The organism is Sphingomonas colocasiae, from assembly GCF_019880585.1.
Classification (GTDB): Bacteria; Pseudomonadota; Alphaproteobacteria; order Sphingomonadales; family Sphingomonadaceae; genus Sphingobium_A; species Sphingobium_A colocasiae.
Genome location: NZ_JAINVV010000012.1, coordinates 231,060 through 249,778 on the forward strand (window position 1 = coordinate 231,060; position 18,719 = coordinate 249,778).

Consider the following 18,719-nt stretch of genomic DNA (forward strand, 5'->3'; position numbering starts at 1 on the left):
GTCGCCGGGAGCATGTTGGGGGCGATCGTTGGCAGGCAAGATAAAAGACCTGCCATACGGCTGCGGTCATGTGGCTGATATAGTGAGGGAATATCGTATGGCAGCGCGGGGCTGCTGCCAGCCCTGTCGGGCCATTGCCCCGCCGTTCCAATGACTTGCGATATGGCAATGTAGTTAGAGGGGGATCGATCCCCCGGATCGTTCCCCATGCGGACGCCGTTCGCTTGTGGCGATCGGCGGCGTTGGTGGCCTCCGGCCAGCGGTGCGGGCGGTCGCTACCCTCTAGCCCCGCCGCGGCGCGGCGCAACCGGCTGCGCCGGTCCTCCTCTTCGTTGCGGCCCTTCGGGTGCGCCCCGCCTTCATCGGCGGGTCTGCCGGTTCGCTCTTGCCGCCCACCCCGCCGTCCGGGGCCGTGGCGGTTTAGAGAAGGAAGGAGCGGAGCAATGAAGATGATCGAGAGGGTGCGCCTGATCGAGGAGATCGGGTCTGCGGATGGCCGTCGCGGGGTGAGGAAATGGGTGCGGGGCTGGCGCCGGTTGCGGTGGCTTCAACGGCATGCCAAAGATGCCCCCCTTGCAACATGCGCAGATCATCCCGTCGAGTCGGTATCTGCGGCATGGCTCAGTTTCCCGCCGCGTTGTTCGCGAACATGCTCATTGCCGCTTCCTGGATGTAGGGCGGCAACGGCCAGGCCCCCAGCCTACGCTTATGTTCGACGCGCCGCATGCCACCCCTGGAGAAAGGCACCTACGTCACCCCCGATACGATCGAGATTATATCCGCCCTCCATGATGAAGACGGTTGGAATGGCCAGCGATGCGATGCGGGCACCGATCGCGGCGAACCCCGACGTGTCGATACGCAGTTGGGATGTCGGATCGCCTTCCCCGGCATCGACGCCCAAGGCGACTATGATCGCGTCCGGCCCATAGCGACCGATATGATCGAGGCAGCCGATCAGAGCATGTTCGTAAGCGGCAAGGTCGCTATTGGCCTGCAACGGACGATTGAGGTTGAATCCTTCGCCCTTGCCCGCCCCGGTCTCGTCGGAATAGCCGGTAAACCATGGGAACTGGATATCGGGCGTCCCGTGTATCGACACCGTCATGACATCGGACCGTTCGTAGAAGATCTCCTGAGTGCCGTTTCCGTGATGATTGTCGATATCCAGGATCGCGACCCTGCCGGCACCGGCCTGAAGGAGCCGCTCGGCCGCCAATGCACCATTGTTCAGGAAACAATAGCCGCCATAGCTCCTGCGCCCAGCATGGTGGCCGGGCGGTCGGCACAGCGCCATCACGGGTTCGTCGGCAGCCCTCAGCAACTCGGCGGCATGAACAGCCGATGCCGCGGAGGCGCATGCCGCCGTCCAGGTTTGCGCCGTGATCGGCGAGCAGGCGTCGGTGGCGAATTGGCCAAGCCGCGCGACCGCCGCCGTCGCAGGGCGCACACTCCGGCCGCTGAGAAAGACGTAGGGAAAGGCATCGCAGTCACCGTTTTCGGAAACCCAATGCGCGTGGATGGTCTCCAGAAACTCCAGATAGTCCGCGTCGTGAACCTTGCTCAGCAGCGCATGGTCCAGCGACGGCGGTGCGACCACTGGCCCGAGATTCAGGGCCTGAACGGATGCAAGGATGCGCGCGGCACGCTCGGGCACCTCGTAGCAATCCATCATCCGGCCGGCGAAGAACTCGCCTTGCCCCCAATGATCCTTATGTGCCGGGCTGTAGACGGTGATCACGACGCCGGCCCTTTCCAGCCGTAGATTTCAACGGCTCGCTCGGCGGAGATCAGGCCTTCCCTCACGTCATGGTCCAGCGCGGCGGGATCACGATCGAGGGGATCGCCATAGCCGCCGCCGCCGCAGGCCACCGAAATGATCGTCTCCCCGACATTGACCGTCACTTGCGCACAGGCCGGCAGTTCCTCCTCCCGGCCGTCGCGTCGCCGCAGTCGCTGCTGCGATCCCTGCCCCGCCAGTCCGCCCCGAACGCCAAGCGGCGCGTTGATCGTTCCGTCACTGACATAGGCGACCTCGATCGGCCCCGATGTCGGCCCGAACTCGACGAGCATCGCGGGGGCACCCGTGAAGGTACCCGCCCCTTCGCTATCGCTCAGCAAGTGCCGCTTCGAGACGAGGATGGGCTGGGCCTGTTCGGCCATCTCTATGCTGTCCTGAAAGCTCAGCCCGCCATTGCCCACGTGCGAGACCGACATCCAGGCATCGCCATGGGGCGTCGCAGCGCCGCCGGAAAATCCGAGAAAGACCTGGTTGATGAAGGCCTGGCCGGTTTTCTCGTCAATTCCGGAAATCACACCCGCAGCGGGTGCGATGACCGAGCCGACCTCGGCCATGCCGAAGCCCGGCGCCAGATCGGCGACCGCGCGCTGAACCGCATTCGCCACCCGATCGGCGACGTTGGTCGTGGCGACCGAGCAACTGGTCGGATGTACGGGAATTCCGGCGATGCAATTCTCCCGCAGCCGGACGTTGATTCGACGGAACGAACCGGCATTCTTGGGCACGTCATGATCGATGCTGTTGAACACGCCGATCAGGGCAGCGGTGCGCGAGCACGCCTCGCTCAGGTTCAAACCGCAGGGCATGCAGTCGGGATTGTCGGTGAGGTCCACGACCACCCGACCTTCGTCGGCAATCACCTCGACCAATGCGGAGATCGCGATCCCGTCTTCGGGCGTTCCCGGGAACGGATCATGCGTGCTTTGACCGCGTCCGATGCCGTTGGGCAATTTGCGAATGGCGGCGTCGACGCGGCGCTCGCTATAGTCGAACCACTGGGCCGAGAAGCTGTCGAGCATGTCCCAGCCCATCTCGTTGCCCAGCGCCGCCAGCTCGCGTTCACCGATACGCGCCGCACCCAGCATGGCCAGATAGTCGCCCCACCACTGTTCCGGCACCCGGATACGCATCCTGCACATGCGCAGGATATCCTCGATCGGCGTCCAGTCCCGCTCAACCTGGACGGCGGGAAAGATCAGCGCGCCTTCCTCATAGACATCGCGCGCGGCGCCATAATAGGTGGTCGGCGCCGCGTTGCCGACATCGGCCTGATGCGCCTTTGCCAGCACCGTGAAGCGGTGACGGCCGGCATCATCGAAAACTGGAACCAGGATGGTGTGGTCCGCCGCGTGGCTGCACCCATGATATGGCGAGTTGTGCAGGAAGGCATCGCCGGGCCTGAGGACGGGATGAAACGCCTTCATAGCGCGCGCCATCAGATCGGGTCCCGACAGGACATGGATCGGCAGGCTGTCCGCGGCCGCGATCAGCTCGCAATCGGCCGTGACGATGCAGCAGGAATAATCCCGCGCACGATTGATCACGCCCGAACGCGCCGATCGCAGCAAGGTGTTGGACATCTTGCGCGCGACGCCGTCGAGCCGGTTGTTGAGTATGGCGAGTTCGGCGCCATCGAGATGTGTCATGGATACACCATCAGACTTCCGGTGGCCGTTGCGCGATAGCGTGCGCCCGGCTGAACCACGATGCTTGTGAAGGGCGTTTCGACAATTGCCGGTCCGGGCGCTTCACTGTCCACTGCCAGATCGGACAAGGACGCGACGACCGTATCGACCCAGCCCGTCGACGGGAAATAGGCGCGCCGTTTTCGCGCTCTGACCTCCGGCGCCGATCGGATCAGCCGCCCCAGGGGCGTCGTACGCAGGCGGCAGCGGACCCTGGCCGTGAGCGACGTCACCTCGACCGGCGATGACGGATCGCTGGTGGCGTAGAGCGCGACATGCGCCGCGTGGAAGCCGTCGACCAGCGCGCGCAGGCCGGATGCGTCGATCTGCCCGTCCGCCAACGCCACTTCGACATCCCAGACCTGTGCGGGATAGCGCGCCTCGACCGCAAAGCTGATCTCGGTTTGGGCGGCATCCGCTCCGGCCTCGGATGCATAGGCTTCGCAAGCCTGACGCAATCGCGACAGACCAGCATTGACGCCATCGAAGTCGAACTGCGCGCTGCTTGTGAAGCACGGCATGCGGTGATCTTCGCCCAGGTCGGAAATCAGCGCGCCTGCAGCACTCAGCGCCGCACCCGGTTCGGGGAACAGCACCGAGCGGCAGCCAAGGCGCTGACCGATGAGCACGGTGTTGAGGCCAGCCGCCCCGCCTCCGCCAATCACCATGGCCTCGCGCGGGTCGATGCCTTGCATGACCGTGATATCCGCGATCGCCTGCGCCATATTCTCGGTGGCTAGATCGACAATGGCCGATGCCGCGCGCTCGACGGACACGCCAAGCGGTTCGGCGACGTTCGACACGATCGCGGCGCGCGCAGCCGCTGCGTCGAGCTTCACGGCGCCGCCAAGGAAATAATCTGGATCGATATACCCCAGGACGACGCATGCGTCCGTCACCGTCGGCTCATGCCCGCCCCGGCCATAGCAGACCGGCCCCGGCAATGATCCCGCCGAGCGCGGGCCGACGTGAAGCACGCCGCCGGCATCAACATGCGCGATCGAGCCGCCACCGGCGCCCACGCTTTTGACATCGACCGACGGAAAGCCCGTCATGTGACCGCTATAGGGCTGGCCGATCCAGGTCTCGCGCGTCCAGGGAATGGTCACGCCGCGAACCAGGCTGACGTCGAAGGTCGTGCCGCCGGTATCCGCCACGATGACGAGTTCGGGGCCCTTGTCGGCGCGGGCGCTCGCGCGGCCGGCAATGGGCGCCATGGATGGTCCGGAATTGATGGCCTGAATCGGGGTCCGCGCCAGGGCCCCGGCATCCATCGCCCCACCCTGCGAGGTGAGGACCAGCAGCCGCCCCTGAAAGCCCGCCTCACGCAGACGATCGCCCAAACCGCCCAGATAGCGCGCCATCAACGGCTTAAGTGAGGCATCGATTGCGGTTGCGGAGGCCCTGCGATATTCGCGCAGCGATGGATTGAGCTGATGCGACAATGTCACCGCCACGTCCGGCAGCGCCTCGGCCAGCATCGCGCCCAGCCGCAGCTCGTGGTCGGGGTTCATGATCGACCACAACAGGCAGACGGCCACAGCCTCGACCCGCTCGGCGCGCAATTGATCGATGACCTCGCCGATCCGGCCTTCGTCGAGCGGCGACAGGACGGCCCCGCTGGCGTCGATGCGGCCGTCGATCTCGAAGGTGAGCGCGCGCGGCACATAGGGTTTTGGATAGCCGGTCTTGTGATCGAAGGGGTCGGCGCGGCCGCCTTCCCGGATCACAAGAACGTCGGGATGGCCGGCGGTCGTCAGGAACGCGGTTTTCGCGGTGTTTCCGGTGATGATCGCGTTGATCGCATGAGTCGTTCCGTGGATGAAGACGTCCGCCTGCCCCAGAAATTCCTCAAGCGGGAGATCGCGATCGGCCGCCGCCAGGGACAATGCGTCAAGCACGCCCCGGGCCGGGTCCCCCGCAACGGTGTGGGCCTTGTACATCCGCAGGTCGTCGGCCTCGACGAGCAGATCGGTGAATGTACCGCCGGTATCGCATGCCAGACGCATGATGGAATTCCCCCGCGGTCGCTTCAGAAACCCACCATGTCGCCGCCCTTCAGATCCAGCATCGCGCGCGCCTCGGCGGGCGTGGCGATCTCGAGCGACAATTCCTCGAGAATGTGCCGGATCTTCGAGACCTGTTCGGCATTGCTGCGCGCATAGGCGCCGCGCTTCAGATACAGGCTGTCCTCCAGACCGACGCGGACATTGCCGCCCTGGAGCGCGCTCATCGTCACCAATTTGGTCTGATGCCGGCCGACGCCCAGTACCGACATGTAGTAATCGTCGCCGAACAGCTTGTCGGCGGTGGCGCGCATATGGACCAGATGATCCGGATCGGGCCCGATGCCGCCCAGAACGCCGAAGATGAACTGGATGAAGAAGGGCGGCTTCACCAGCCCCTTCTCGACGATATAGGCGAGATTATACAGGTGCCCCATATCATAGCATTCGAACTCAAAGCGTGTGCCATGATCGCCGTAAAGCTCCGACGCGATCCGCTCTATCTGGCTGAAGGTGTTGCTCGAGACATAGTCGTGGGTGCCGGCGAGGTAATCGCGCTCCCAGTCATATTTCCATTCCTTGATGTGATCGACCGCGCCGAAGACCGCGAAGTTCATCGAACCCATGTTCAGCGAGCAGAGTTCGGGCTTGGCGAGGCGAGGCGCTGCCAGCCGGTCATCCAGGCTCATGGTCAGGCCGCCGCCGGTCGTGATGTTGATGACGGCGTCGCTCGCCTGTCGGATGCGCGGCAGGAATTCCATGAAGACGGCCGGGTCAGGCGTCGGGCGCCCGTCGCGCGGATCGCGGGCGTGCAGATGGAGGATGGACGCCCCCGCCTCTGCCGCCGCCACGGACTGTTCCGCGATCTGGTCCGGCGTGATCGGCAAATGCTCCGACATGGTCGGCGTATGAACCGAGCCGGTGACAGCGCAGGTGATGATGACTTTGTTGGACTTGCGCATGGAATGGCTCCTTTGAAGCGGGAATTATGTGGTCGCCGGGATCGAGCCCGCGGCGCGCGCGGTCGCGACGAAGTGTTTGCGATTGATCCAGGCGGCGAGCGCGCCGATCGGCGCGGCCACGGCGACCATCGTGCTGAGCGCCCAGGACAGGGCGATCGGACCGCCGCCGTAAAGATAGTCGCTCATCACCGCGACGAATGCGGGGCCGATGCCGAACCCGACCAATGTGCTGCCTGCGAGGAACAGGGCGGTGATGAGCCCGCGCATCGCGGCCGGGGTCATGAGTTGCAGGGCGGCGATGGTCGCGCTGATCGGCATGATCGCGAGGAAATAGAAAAGTGCCAGCAATCCGATCGCCGCCGGCAGGCTAGTCATGAGCGGAAAGAAGATCCCCGGCAGAAGGGCCGCGAGACAAGCGATGGCGAACATCCGTTGATAGCCGTCGCTGCGACCATTGGCCCATAAACGGTCGGCGACGACGCCGCCGCACAAGATGCCGAGTGCGCCCGCGCCCAGCACGACCGCACCGAAAATCAGGCCGGATGCGGGCACCGATATGCCGTGGTGACGGACCAGAGCCGTCGGGATCCACGCGTTGGAGGCGTTGGCCATCATCGATACCGCGCAGGACGTCACGAAATGCGCCGCATAGGCAAAACGATGGGCCCGCAACTGCGCGATCGCTTCGCCGAAAGATCCGTCGCTGCCGTCCGGGCGAGGCGAGCGCGCCGGTTCCCGAGTGGTCAGGAGCATGAGCAGGATCACGATGACGCCCGGCACCGCCGCCATGATGAAAGCGATCCGCCAGGGCTGCAAGTTCGCGATGGACGGCATCGCAGCGATCACGGCCAGCAATGCGCCGCCGCCCATGAATGCCAGGCCGTTGCCGAGATAGGCGCCCATGCCGAAGATGGACATTGCGCGGCCGAGTTGCCGCGGCGGGAAACTCGTGCTGAGCATCGATGCGGCGGCAGGAATGAGCACGGTCTCGCCAAGGCCGACACCGACGCGCGCGGCGAACAGACTGGCAAAGCCCCGGGCCAGACCGCACAAGGCCGTCATCGCGCTCCAGAAAGCCACGCCGATCACGATCAGCCTGCGCCGGTTGCCGGTATCGACTAGGCGACCGATCGGCACCCCGAGCAGGCAATAGAGAATAGCGAATCCCAGACCGTGGAGCAGCCCGAGCTGGGTATCCGACAGCCCCAGATCCGCCTTGATCGGCACGATCAACAGGCTGAGGATCGACCGGTCCAGAAACGAGACCACCTGCGCCAGCGACAGGACGGCCAACAGCCACCACGCCGCTCTGCGAGATCCGGCCTCGTCGCTCAGGGGAAGGCGTTCAGACACCCGTGGAAAGGCCTTCATCGGCCAACAGCGTCGTTCCATGCATGGGGCGTCCGCCAGGCCCGACGAGGAAGAGCACGATCTCCGCGATTTCCTCGGGCGCGGTGAAGGCGGTCGTGGATGGCGTCATGCGGGCGACCGCGTCCGTGATGTCGGCCTGGGAACGGATCTCGGCATTCATCGGCGTCGCGGTATTGCCGGGCGCCACCGCATTCACATTGATGTCGAACGGCGCCAGTTCGCGCGCCAGCGAGCGGGTCATCATCACGATGCCGGCCTTGGTCGCCGAATAGAGGGCGAAACCGCCGACGCCCATGACACCCGCGACGGACGCCATATTGACGATGCGCCCGCGCCGTCGCGCCTTCATGCCCGGGGCAACCGCGGAGATACAGGTCCACGCCCCTTTTAGATTGATATCGATCATCCGGGCGGCGTCCGCCGACGGCGTGCCATCGGCGGGCGTCGGGAAATAGACACCCGCGGAATTGACCAGGATATCGATCGGCCCGAGTTGCGCCTCGACCTCCGAGACCAACAGCCCGATCGAGTCAGGATCGCGGACATCGGCCACAAAGGCCGCAGCCCGTTCGCCGATACTTTCCGCAACCGCTTCCGCCCGGCCGATGTCATGGCTGGCGACCACGGCAACATGCGCGCCTGCGGACGCAAGCTTTCGGGCCACAGCCTCGCCGATGCCGGAGCTTCCACCCGTAACCAGGGCCACGCGACCCGTCAGCAAATCCTGCGTCATGAATATACCGCCGCGATCAAGGCGGAACAGCGATCGCCGATCGACGCGCCACCGCACATTTTGTTGGGACTGTAAGCGAAAGCGAGATTGTGCTCGGGATCGGCGAAACCGATCGCGCCGCCCGCGCCGGGATGGCCGAAGCTTCGCGCGGACGGCCCCATGATCGCGGGTTGCGGCAAGTTCTGAAAGAAGCCCAGGCCATAGGCGAATTCCCGCCCGGTCAACGCGCAATCGGCGTGCCAGGCCGCATCGCTCAGGCGACCGGTCAGGCCCGCGCTCAGGATACGTACACCATCGATCTCGCCATGATTGGCGAACGCGGCATAGAGACGCGCCACGCCGCGTGCATTGCCGTGGCCGTTCGCCGACGGGAACAGGCCTTCGCGAAAGGCCGGGCTGTTGAAAAAGTCTTCGACCGCAGGCTGCGGACGCCAAGCGCGACCCAGCGGCGTGTTCACATCGGCAAGCGCATTCAATGTCGCACTCTCGTTGCTCGGCAAGAGCGGCGCGATACGTCCGGACATCTCCGCGGTCACGCCGAAGCGATAGTCCATGCCCAACGGCAAGGCGATCTCTTCGCGGAAGAACGTGCCGATATCCCGGCCGTCGACGCGTCGCACCAGCTCTCCGAACAGAAAGCCGGCGGACATGGAATGATAGGCTCCCGCCGTCCCCGGAGGCCAGTTCGGAGACTGGCGCTCGATCGCGGCTACCATCTGCTCCCAGTCCATCAAGGAGCCGTCCGGCGCCTCATCGATCCATACCAGCGACGCGAGGCCATCGAGAATCTGGGCAACCGTGATCGACTGCTTTCCAGCCTGCCCAAAGCCGGGCCAATAATCGGCGACCGGCCGATCGAGCGCGACGGCGCCGCGATCGACCAGCCGCAACAGACAAAGCGCGGCCAGCGCCTTGCCGACCGACATCATGCAGACAAGCGTATCAGCCGCCCAGGGACGCCCCGTCGCCGGATCCGCCATTCCGCCCCATAGATCGACAACCGGGACGCCGCCCTCATAGACGCACACCGCGGCGCCCACCTCTCCCCGCGCACGAAAATTGGACAGGAAGGCGCCCGCAACCGCCTCATATCGACGATCATAAAAGCCCCCGGCCCTTACATCGTCCGGGGAGTCGATCGTCAGTAGGTCCATGAAAGCCTCGCGCCGAAGGTCCTGGGCTCGCCTGGCCGTCCGCTCGCCACGGCGGTGAATGTAGCCGTCGTCGTGACATATTGCGCGTCGCCGATATTCTTCGCCCACAGCGAAGCGCGCCACCGGCTGCCTTCCGGCGCGAAGGTCAGCGACGCGTTGAAGACGTCATAGCCATCCTGTCCGAGCAACGCGGTATTGGCCGCCGTGAAATATTGCTGGCCGAACCGGGCATATTCGATGCGCGGCGACAGCGGGCCCACGCCGGTCGGGATGTCATATTGCGCCGACAGGTTGACGGAGTAGCGCGGCGCCGAGTTCAACCGGTTTCCCGAATAGTCGACGAGCACGCCGGCCACGGGCGCAAAATAAGACCGGTATTTCGCATCGAGCACCGACAGGTTGGCGCCGATCGATAGCGCCGGGGCCGGGCGCCAGAGCGTTTCGATCTCGAGGCCCTTCACGCGGGCGGTGGCGGCGTTGGTTATGTCGACGAAGCCGGGGCGGCTGAAGGCCTGAACCTGAAGATCCGAATAGTCATAATAGAATCCGGCGATGCGGACGCGCAGGCTGCGGTCGAAAAGCTCGGCCTTCAAGCCGCCTTCGTAGCTCCAGAGGAATTCCGGCGAGAATCCCTGGTTGGGATCGCTCGAGCTGACGTTGAAGCCGCCCGATTTGAAGCCCCGCGTCGCGGACGCATAGACGAGCACATCGTCCGTCGCCTGAAAATCGAGGCCGAACTTCGGCGTCCATGCCTTGAAGCTGGACGATTTGCTGTAGATGATCGGATAGCCAGCCACAGGCAATTGCGTCGCGGCGGTCACGACCCTTAGATTTTGCGCGATGTCCTTCTTCTCGTCGGTATAGCGCAGCCCGGCAGTCGCCGTCAGGCGATCGGTGACCGCATAGTTGAGCTGACCGTAGACGGCGAAGGCGTCGGTCACCACCCTTGGCGACGACTGGGTCTCGGTGCCGGGAACGCGCGCTTCGATCCGGTTTCCGGTCTGGTTGGTTTCGTGGATGTAATACAGCCCGGCGAGATATGTCAGGCGCCCCGCCTTGCCCGACAGATTGAACTCCTGCGAGAACTGGCGCTGACGCTCGCTCAGGTTGGAGATCAGGATGTTGCGGTCGGACGCGTCGCTGTCGGTTCGCAGGGAGAATCGGTTGCGGCGGTAAGCCGTCAACGACTTGAGCGTGAGAGAATCGCTGAGTTCGATGGCGATATCTTCGGAGATGCCGAAGGCGCGGACATTGCTGTCGGTCGGGATGTTGTGCGCGACCTTCTTATAGTCCCCCAGGATGCTGTCGGTGACCGGATCATAGGGAAGCAGGAGTTTCCCGTAGCCGAGCGCAGCATTGGATTGCGACATATAGTCGACACGGGTCGTGGCCGAAACGCCGTCGATCAACTCCTTCCGGAGCTGGCCGCGGATCGAAACCAGATCCTCGTCGTCGACATTTCCGACACCGGCGACGACGTTCTTGCGATAACCGTCGCGTCGCGCATACATGCCCGAAAGGCTGGCCATAAGCTTGTCGGACACAAGCGCTCCGCTGACATAGGCCTCAATCTGGGCAAGCGCGTAATTGCCGCCCGTGAGCTGAACCTTCGCTTCGGTCTCGTTGGTCGGCGCGCGCGAGATGATGTTGATCGTGCCGCCAACCGAATTCCGCCCATAAAGCGTACCCTGGGGCCCGCGCAGCACTTCGACACGCTCGACGTCGAGGAAGTTGGCGAACTGCGAGAATGGCCGGCTGATGTACACGCCGTCGATATGGACGGTCGAGCTCGGATCGGAGCCGTTGAACACGTTATTGGATCCGATGCCCCGGATATAAATCTGCGCATAGGCATTGTTCTGGGCGATGCTCAGACTGGGAACCAGTTGCACGAGATCGCGCGCATTGTTGACGATGGAGCGCTCGAGCGATGCGCTGTTGAACGCCGTGATCGCGATCGGGGTTTTCTGCAGGGCGGTCTCACCCATCTTCGTCGCGGTGACCACAATGTCATCCGAAGGTTCGGCCTGCTCCTGCGCAGCGGCAACTCCCGACATTCCGAGAACGGTCGACGCAAACAAGACGACGCGCAATGTACGCGTGAATTCGGTGGTCATGATGGTCCCCCTGTCAGTCTTTTCTCGAATCAGATTTGATCACATCTGAATTTTGTGGTCAAGAATGATTCTATGAGATCGAAGAATGTTGCACGAGCCGCGATCGCGCCATATAGGTTTCGTGTGCGATGACGATGCTTGCCAAGGGAGCGACGCGTGACAGAGCTGTGGAAAACCGGAGGTGCGCGGTCACCGCTCCCCATGGCGGAGGCGGATCATCCCGGCGGTTCGGACACGATCCAGCAGCAGGTCTATGTCGCCATAAAGGAAATGGTGATGGCCGGCCGCTTCCTGCCCGGCCAGGCCATCAGCGTGCGAACCGTTGCCGACATGCTCGATGTCAGCGCGATGCCTACCCGGGAAGCCGTCAAGAGGCTGACGTCCGAAGGCGCATTTCAATCCGAAGCCAATCGGACGACGCGCATCCCGCGGAGCGGCGTTGCCGAGGTTGCGCAGATACTGGAGCTGCGGCTGATGCTGGAAGGGCTGGCGACGGAGCAGGCGGCGAAGAACATCTCGCTGGTGCGGCTCGACGAGCTTCGCAAGATCCAGGACGAAATCGACAGGTTCACGATAGCGGGCGACACGAAAGCATCGCTCGCCGCCAACAAGCAGTTTCATTTTGCGCTGTACCGCACGGCCGAGAATCCGAACCTTCTGCGGCTGATCGAAAGCCTGTGGCTTCGCATGGGGCCATTCGTGTCGCTCACGGCCGAATTGCTCGCTTCAACGCCCGAAAAGGCTCTGAGCGTGGCGTGCGACCATCACTTCCAACTGATCGATGCCCTCAACGCACGCGATCCCGAAAGCGCGAAACAGGCCATCCAGGCCGACATCTTCGAACCGACGCAACTGCCGCGCTACTGGCAGGCGGTCGCAGAATTCTCCGAAGGAACGAAATGACGCCGGTCGAACCAGCATTCCACGCCACAGGGTTAAACACCATGACCACGCAGCGTTCACGCGTCGTCGTGACGGCCGGCGCAAGCGGGATCGGCGCTGCGATCGTGGCACGGTTCGTCGAGGCCGGCGCGGCGGTTCATGTCCTCGACATCGACCAGGATGCGATCGATCAGATTCGCGCAGTCCATCCCGGAGTCGCGGCGTCGTTAGCCGATATCGGCGATTTCGAACAGGTGAAGGCATATTTCGCGGAAGCCATTGCGACGCTCGGCGGGATCGACGTTCTCGTCAACAATGCGGGAATCGGAGGGCCGCGCGGACCGGTCGAGGAGATTGACGAGGCCAAGTGGGCCCAGACCATGAGCGTCAATCTCAACGGCATGTTCTTCTGCATCAAGCAGGTCGTGCCGGAGATGAAGGCACAGGGAAGCGGCTGTATCGTCAACATCGGGACGACGTCGACCCGTACCGGGCTGCCGATGCGCACCCCTTATATCGCGTCGAAATCAGGCGTCGTCGGGTTCAGCCATACGCTCGCCAGGGAATTGGGGCCATTCAATATCCGCTGCAACGTCATCCTGCCGGGCATGATCGACAATCCACGGGGCAGAATGTTGGTCCAGCACGCCGCGGACCAGGCAGGGGTGACCTTTGAAGAGATCGAAGCGAAAGCGCTGAGCGGCAATTCGATGCGGACGTGGATCGATCCGCTCGAAGTGGGCGATCTGGCAGTCTTCCTCGCGTCGGAAGGCGCACGACATATCAGCGGACAGGTTATCGGCGTGTGTGGCAACGCTGAATGGGAAGGCTGAAGAGCACCTGAGTGGTGTTGTCATGTTTGTCAGGCTCAACGGCGAGATGGTTTATCTGTAGCGCGCGGTCGATCACGAGGGCGAAATTCTCGGGAGCTACGTCACGAAAAAGCGGGACAAAGCAGCGGCACTCGCCTTCTTGAAGAGGGCTCTCAAGCGCCATGGTCGCGCCGAGACGCTCGTTACCGACGGGCTGCGCTCCTACCCGACCGCCATGCCGACCTGGGTGAACTCGATCCCCGTGAATGCTGCCGATGACTCGACAAGCGGGCGGAGACGAATCATCTTCCCTACGCCGCACAAAGCCGTCGATGCCGAGATTCCGCAGGACAAGACACCTGCAGAAATTCGCGTCCATCCACGCCGGCACCGGCAATCACTTCGACCTCGAACGCCACATCATCAGCCGTCAACGCCACAAGGAACGTCGCTCCGCCGCACTGGCCGAGTGACCGAACATCGCTGCCGGAATACCAGCCCCGCCGCACCGAAACGCGCCCAGTAGAGAGCGGCTCGCGTCAGGCTGACACCACCCTTCAAAGCCGCGGCTTGAGGTACAGATCATACCATGACCGCACCTCACCGAAGGCCCGCAGCGACGATTCCGGGGTCATCAATACGTGGCCGTCCTTCTCGAAGCGGATCAGGCGGGAAGCCACGCCGTTTTCCTTCAGCAGCGAGAACAGCAGTTCGCCGGTCAGGTTCGCGGTCGCCCCCTTGGTTTCGTTGCCGAGCATGACAAGCGTAGGCGTTCCTGAACGATAGGCCGACAACAGCTTGGCCTGGACAAGCGCTTCGGGCCTGGGCTTCGTCAGGCCATCGGGCGTCATGCGTGCCAGCGCATCGACGCCCGTCGCCCGCCCGTGCGCCATGTTGATGTAATTGAACAGCGGATCGGGCGCGACGCTTTCGTTCACGACCGCAGCCGCGTACCGCCGGCTGCGGGCCAGCAGATCAATCACGCGCGCGCCGCCCGCACTATGCCCGAGCAGGCCGACCCGCTCCGGGTCGACGATCCCCTGATCCGCAAGGGCGTCGATCCCGTCGGCGACATCGGACGCGTCCCGGTGAACGACGCCGTCGTCGCAGCAGCCGTCCGGAATCGGCCCGATCGGCCCATAGGCGCCGCTCGACCGATAATCGGGCACGAACACGGCATAGCCGAGGGCCGCCCAAGCATACCATTCGCCCACCCCCGGCGCCGTCACCAGGGTCAACGGCGACGCCATGACCAGCTTCTGTCCCCGTCCGCCGCCATGGATATCGACAATCACCGGATAGCGTCTTCCCGACTCATAACCCGCCGGCAGGAACAGGAAACCGGCGATCGAACGCCCATCCCGCGTGCGCCACCACGTCATCCGAGCGTCGGTCAACGCGAACCGGGACGCCAATGCGTCGATGATACCGACGCTCTGTTCGTTGCCGGTGTTCAATGACAGTCTCCGAATCTCGCGCTGCCCGGCCAGGGACTCGGTCTGATAGGCGAGGAAACCGGCGTCGGGCGATGCAACGAGCCGGTATCGCGCAACCTCGTCGTCGGTCAGCCTGGTCAGTTTGCCCGACAGGGTTGCCGCCATGATCTGGTCGAACCCGCCATGCCGCGCGCTGAAGAAAACGCGTGTCCCATCCTTCGACCAGCCATACCAGGAGCCCGAGTTGACCGCCGCGTCGCCACTCACAACGCCGACCTCCCTGCCTGTCGCGACGTCGATCAGCAGCAAATTTGTATAGTCATCCCACCTCCGATTGGCCCGATCGACCGCGAACAGGATGTGCCGTCCGTCCGGGGACACGGCGACGCGCGAGGTCTGGAAAGTCCCGCCCGTCCCGTAGATCCGCTCGTCGCGTCCGCTCGCCAGGTCGATCCGCCGGATCTGGGTTTCGAGCGGTAGCCGGGTGAAGTCGAACGAGGCGTAGTAGATCCGGTCTTCGCCATGAGGTGCGATCTGGAGCACCGACCCCTCAAGGTCGCGCCTGTCAGGGGCACGGCGTCCGGCGAGATCAACGATGATGAGCGCGGACCGCGCCAGGGAAGGCACATTCCTCGTGTCCAGGATATCGGTCTGCCGCGCCCCATCCTCGGCAGCCTGAACCAGGACGAAGGCCCGCTCTCCATCCCAGGACCATTCGACGCCGACGCTTCTCTCGCCCCGGCCGAGTTCGACGACACGCGCCGGACTCTTCGCCCCGGCCTGCCAGAACTGGATCGATCCACCGGTGCCCTCGCACGCAAGCGACAAAGCCGCGCTTGCGGAGATCGGATGCCCGCATTCGGCGCTGTTCGGCAGTTTCGCCGCCAAAGCGTCGAGCCTGTGGACATCGTCTTTCGCATCCAGAACGATCCTCGGCGCCTTGGGCGGCGGCGCCGCCAGCAGTGCCTCCATCGTCAACGGCGGCCGATCGCCGGGCGGCTGCGGGCTCTGGGCCAAGGCCGGACAGGCGGTGACGAGCGATGCGGTCATGACGAGAAGCAGCCCGCGCATCACCAGCTCTTCCGCAGTGAGACGCTGATCATCCGACCAAGCGGATTGGCGTTGGTGGGGTCATATCCCAGGCTCTGCGCGCTGTTGCCCAGATCGACCACGAAAGGCGGATCACTGTCGAACAGGTTCTGGATGGAGAGCGACACCGTCAGGCCGCCAAGGATGTGCGCATCCCTGGGAATTTCATGAGAGACGGTGGCATCGAACGTGGTCCAGGACGCGATGCCCTGCGTCACCGGCCGCTGGTTGTCGACATAGCCGCCGACATGATTGGCGAAGAGGCTCAGCGAGGTTCGTTTGTGTCCGAGCGTCAGGCCGGCGCGCAGCCTGAAATCCGCCGGATTGAACACGGTGCCGGCGGAATCGAGTGCCTGCGATGCCGGCGAGATCTGGTCGTCGCGCTTGAAAAGGAAGGTGGCATTACCGCTCAATGCCGCCCGCACATCCCCGATCGTCCCGGCATAGGCGATGGAGATGTCGAGGCCTTTCGAACGCGTCCGCGCGATATTGAGCGTTCGCTGATCGAATATCGCTTCAGCGTCCTCGGGCTCAAATTCAGTCAGATTCTCGAGCGGGAAGCCGAGGTTCGAGGTCGCTTCGGCGATCATCCCCGCGGACGGGTTCAAGGTGATGATAGGCGCATAGGCCGGATCGAGAAATGCGCGCCCGAAGCCCGAGACGACAGCGATACGGTCGCGGAAGTCGATCGAGAAATAGGTTGCCGATAGGCGAAGCCCCCGCGCGAAGCGCGGTTCGACATCCGCGCCGAGCGACCAGATCGTCGCTCTTTCCGGCCGAAGGTCCGGCGCCGGGGCGGTCGCGGGGACGAGCGTCAGGGTTTCGCCCGTGGGTGACGCCGGATTGGGCAGAAACAGCAGGATCGCCTGCTTCGTGCTGGTATCGAGTTCCGTCAGCAACGGCGCGCGGAACGAGCGGCCGATGCTACCGCGCAGCCTGACGCCGCCGACCGGCTTCCAGTCGACACCCAGCCTCGGGCTGAACGCCGTTCCCGCATCACTATAATGTTCGTAACGGACGGCCCCCGACAGCCTCAGCTCATTGATCAGCGTTATGTCGGAATCGGCCGAGACCAGAGGCAGGTTGAGCTCGCCGAAGCCCGCCGCGATGTTCCGCCGAAGATGCGGCGCCACGATCCCTATCGTTCGTTCGCGCGCGCGATCGAAGAAGCTTTCGCGCCGATATTCGACCCCGACCGCGCCGCGCGCCTCACCGCCGGGCAATTCGAAAAGCCGGCCGCCCAGCTTCAGATTGGCGGAGCCGATCTGCGACACAACATGATTGAAGAAATCGCGGCTGGCGCCTCGCTGGAACCGGTCTCCTTCTGTGCTTACGCGGCTGAAGGCGGCATTGCCGTCGATATCGAGGCCGTTTCCGATCGCCGTCGTGAAGCCGGCCGAGCCACCGACCTGAACGACCGAATTCCGATAGATGAACTGGCGGCGCAACCTGGGGTTATTGAGATTGCGGTCGGCATCGCGTGTCGAGAGAAGCGCCTGTGCGAACAGCCGCGTTGCACCACCGACATCCTGCGAAACCGTGGCGAAGAGCGAATGCCGCTCCTGGCTGGAAAGCAGATCGGTGGGCCCCACCGCCGCCGCCGAGAACGCGCGTTGCCCCACGTCGAGCCGGTCCTGCCAGCGATACTCATAGTGGATCGACCCCCGGCCGCCGCGCCAGGCGGTTCCTGCGCTTTGCGACGCCTGCATGAACTGCCCACCACCCTGGGTCGTCACGCCGGCCCGTAGACCCGTCTCAAAACCCGAATAGCGATCGTCGAGGATAATGTTGATCACGCCGCCGACCGCATCGGAGCCATAGATGGCGGACGCGCTGTCGGTAAGCACGTCGATGCGCGCGATCGCCGAGACCGGAACCATCGAGACGTCGACAAACCCGCCATTGGATCCACCCGGCGCCACGCGCTGACCGTTGATCAGAACAAGCGTGGAGTCATTGCCGAGACCGCGGAGATTGACGCCCGCCCCCCCGGCGACATTCTGCTCAGAGCCGTCACGTACCGAAAATGTCGTCCCTTCCGAAGCACCTCCGCCGAAATTCTGCGGCAGGCTCCTGAGCACGTCCTGCGTGGTCGACAATCCGCTTTCCGCGATCTGCCGCCGGTCGATCTGCAGCAGAGGCGAACCGGTCGGCTGGACGCCGCGAAGGCTGGTCCCCGTGACTACGATCACCCGTCCGGCATCGTCGTCCTCGTTCTGCACGCCCGCCAGCACTGTGGCGGGGGGAGCCTGGGATATGCCCGTGCCCGACTGGTCCGGCACCACCGACCAGGCCGAAGCGGCGGTCCTGCGCGCGACAAGGCCGCTGCCGCGCAACAGGCGGTCGAGTGCCTGCTCGATCGTCATGCTACCTTTCACGGCCTGCGTACGCTTGCCGCGCGCATCCCGCCCCGAAATCAGGATCTGGGCATCAGCCTGACGCGCGAGCGCGGCTACTCCGCGCCCAGCCTCCTGCGCCGGCACGTCAAAGTTACGCAACTGAGCGACTGCGGGTGCCTCCGCCACCACGCAAGTCACGGCGGACACGCCCATCAATACATGCCGTATATCCCTGCCGTTCATCATGTCCTGCCCCCATTTTGTCCGCCGAGCGGCCTTTTCAGGGAGCATGACCGGCCAGCTTCATAATTCCGTAGGCGGTTGGTCACATT

The 18,719-nt window shown here is 64.1% G+C and carries 13 protein-coding genes; 3 read left to right on the forward strand and 10 right to left on the reverse strand.

Going from position 1 to position 18,719, the window contains the following annotated elements; genetic code table 11:
- Positions 1-706 precede the first annotated feature (706 nt).
- From K7G82_RS24940 to K7G82_RS24975, 8 genes are read right to left on the reverse strand one after another with little or no spacing between them, the layout of a single operon-like run.
- Entirely contained in the window at positions 707-1,741 is a 1,035-nt protein-coding gene (locus K7G82_RS24940; RefSeq protein WP_222992672.1) for a histone deacetylase family protein, read from the reverse strand.
- Complete coding sequence (locus tag K7G82_RS24945) at positions 1,738-3,447, reverse strand: hydantoinase B/oxoprolinase family protein (protein WP_222992673.1); 1,710 nt, start codon at positions 3,445-3,447, stop codon at positions 1,738-1,740. Before K7G82_RS24945 ends, K7G82_RS24940 begins: the two co-directional genes overlap by 4 nt.
- The gene (locus K7G82_RS24950; RefSeq protein WP_222992674.1) at positions 3,444-5,495 is read right to left on the reverse strand and encodes a hydantoinase/oxoprolinase family protein; all 2,052 of its coding nucleotides are present in this window, start codon (positions 5,493-5,495) and stop codon (positions 3,444-3,446) included. The genes K7G82_RS24945 and K7G82_RS24950 overlap by 4 nt, the downstream gene beginning before the upstream one ends.
- Before the next feature lie 23 nt (positions 5,496-5,518).
- A complete protein-coding gene (kce, locus tag K7G82_RS24955) occupies positions 5,519-6,454 on the reverse strand; it encodes a 3,5-dioxohexanoate:acetyl-CoA acetone transferase (RefSeq protein WP_222992675.1) in 936 nt (311 codons plus the stop codon).
- Between the two features lie 24 nt (positions 6,455-6,478).
- Complete coding sequence (locus K7G82_RS24960) at positions 6,479-7,747, reverse strand: spinster family MFS transporter (protein ID WP_222992676.1); 1,269 nt, start codon at positions 7,745-7,747, stop codon at positions 6,479-6,481.
- A gap of 52 nt (positions 7,748-7,799) precedes the next feature.
- A complete protein-coding gene (locus K7G82_RS24965; protein ID WP_222992677.1) occupies positions 7,800-8,558 on the reverse strand; it encodes an SDR family NAD(P)-dependent oxidoreductase in 759 nt (252 codons plus the stop codon).
- The gene (locus K7G82_RS24970) at positions 8,555-9,712 is read right to left on the reverse strand and encodes a serine hydrolase domain-containing protein (protein ID WP_222992678.1); all 1,158 of its coding nucleotides are present in this window, start codon (positions 9,710-9,712) and stop codon (positions 8,555-8,557) included. Before K7G82_RS24970 ends, K7G82_RS24965 begins: the two co-directional genes overlap by 4 nt.
- On the reverse strand, positions 9,700-11,829 hold the full coding sequence (locus K7G82_RS24975; protein WP_222992679.1) for a TonB-dependent receptor: 2,130 nt from the start codon (positions 11,827-11,829) through the stop codon (positions 9,700-9,702). Before K7G82_RS24975 ends, K7G82_RS24970 begins: the two co-directional genes overlap by 13 nt.
- Before the next feature lie 201 nt (positions 11,830-12,030).
- Between K7G82_RS24975 and K7G82_RS24980 the strand changes: the two genes are divergently transcribed.
- The 3 genes from K7G82_RS24980 to K7G82_RS24990 all read left to right on the forward strand — a co-directional run bounded on the left by K7G82_RS24980 (position 12,031) and on the right by K7G82_RS24990 (position 14,049).
- A complete protein-coding gene (locus K7G82_RS24980; protein WP_281423062.1) occupies positions 12,031-12,732 on the forward strand; it encodes a GntR family transcriptional regulator in 702 nt (233 codons plus the stop codon).
- Complete coding sequence (locus K7G82_RS24985) at positions 12,729-13,544, forward strand: SDR family oxidoreductase (RefSeq protein WP_246623845.1); 816 nt, start codon at positions 12,729-12,731, stop codon at positions 13,542-13,544. The genes K7G82_RS24980 and K7G82_RS24985 overlap by 4 nt, the downstream gene beginning before the upstream one ends.
- 85 nt (positions 13,545-13,629) lie before the next feature.
- Positions 13,630-14,049: a transposase gene (locus K7G82_RS24990; RefSeq protein WP_222992759.1), complete on the forward strand. Its 420-nt coding sequence runs from the start codon at positions 13,630-13,632 to the stop codon at positions 14,047-14,049.
- A 31-nt stretch (positions 14,050-14,080) separates the two neighbouring features.
- Here the strand turns inward: K7G82_RS24990 and K7G82_RS24995 are convergent, their stop codons facing one another.
- Positions 14,081-16,030, reverse strand: coding sequence for a S9 family peptidase (locus K7G82_RS24995; protein ID WP_222992681.1), 1,950 nt, complete (start codon positions 16,028-16,030; stop codon positions 14,081-14,083).
- Positions 16,030-18,678: a TonB-dependent receptor domain-containing protein gene (locus K7G82_RS25000; protein WP_343228640.1), complete on the reverse strand. Its 2,649-nt coding sequence runs from the start codon at positions 18,676-18,678 to the stop codon at positions 16,030-16,032. The genes K7G82_RS24995 and K7G82_RS25000 overlap by 1 nt, the downstream gene beginning before the upstream one ends.
- Positions 18,679-18,719: the final 41 nt, after the last annotated feature.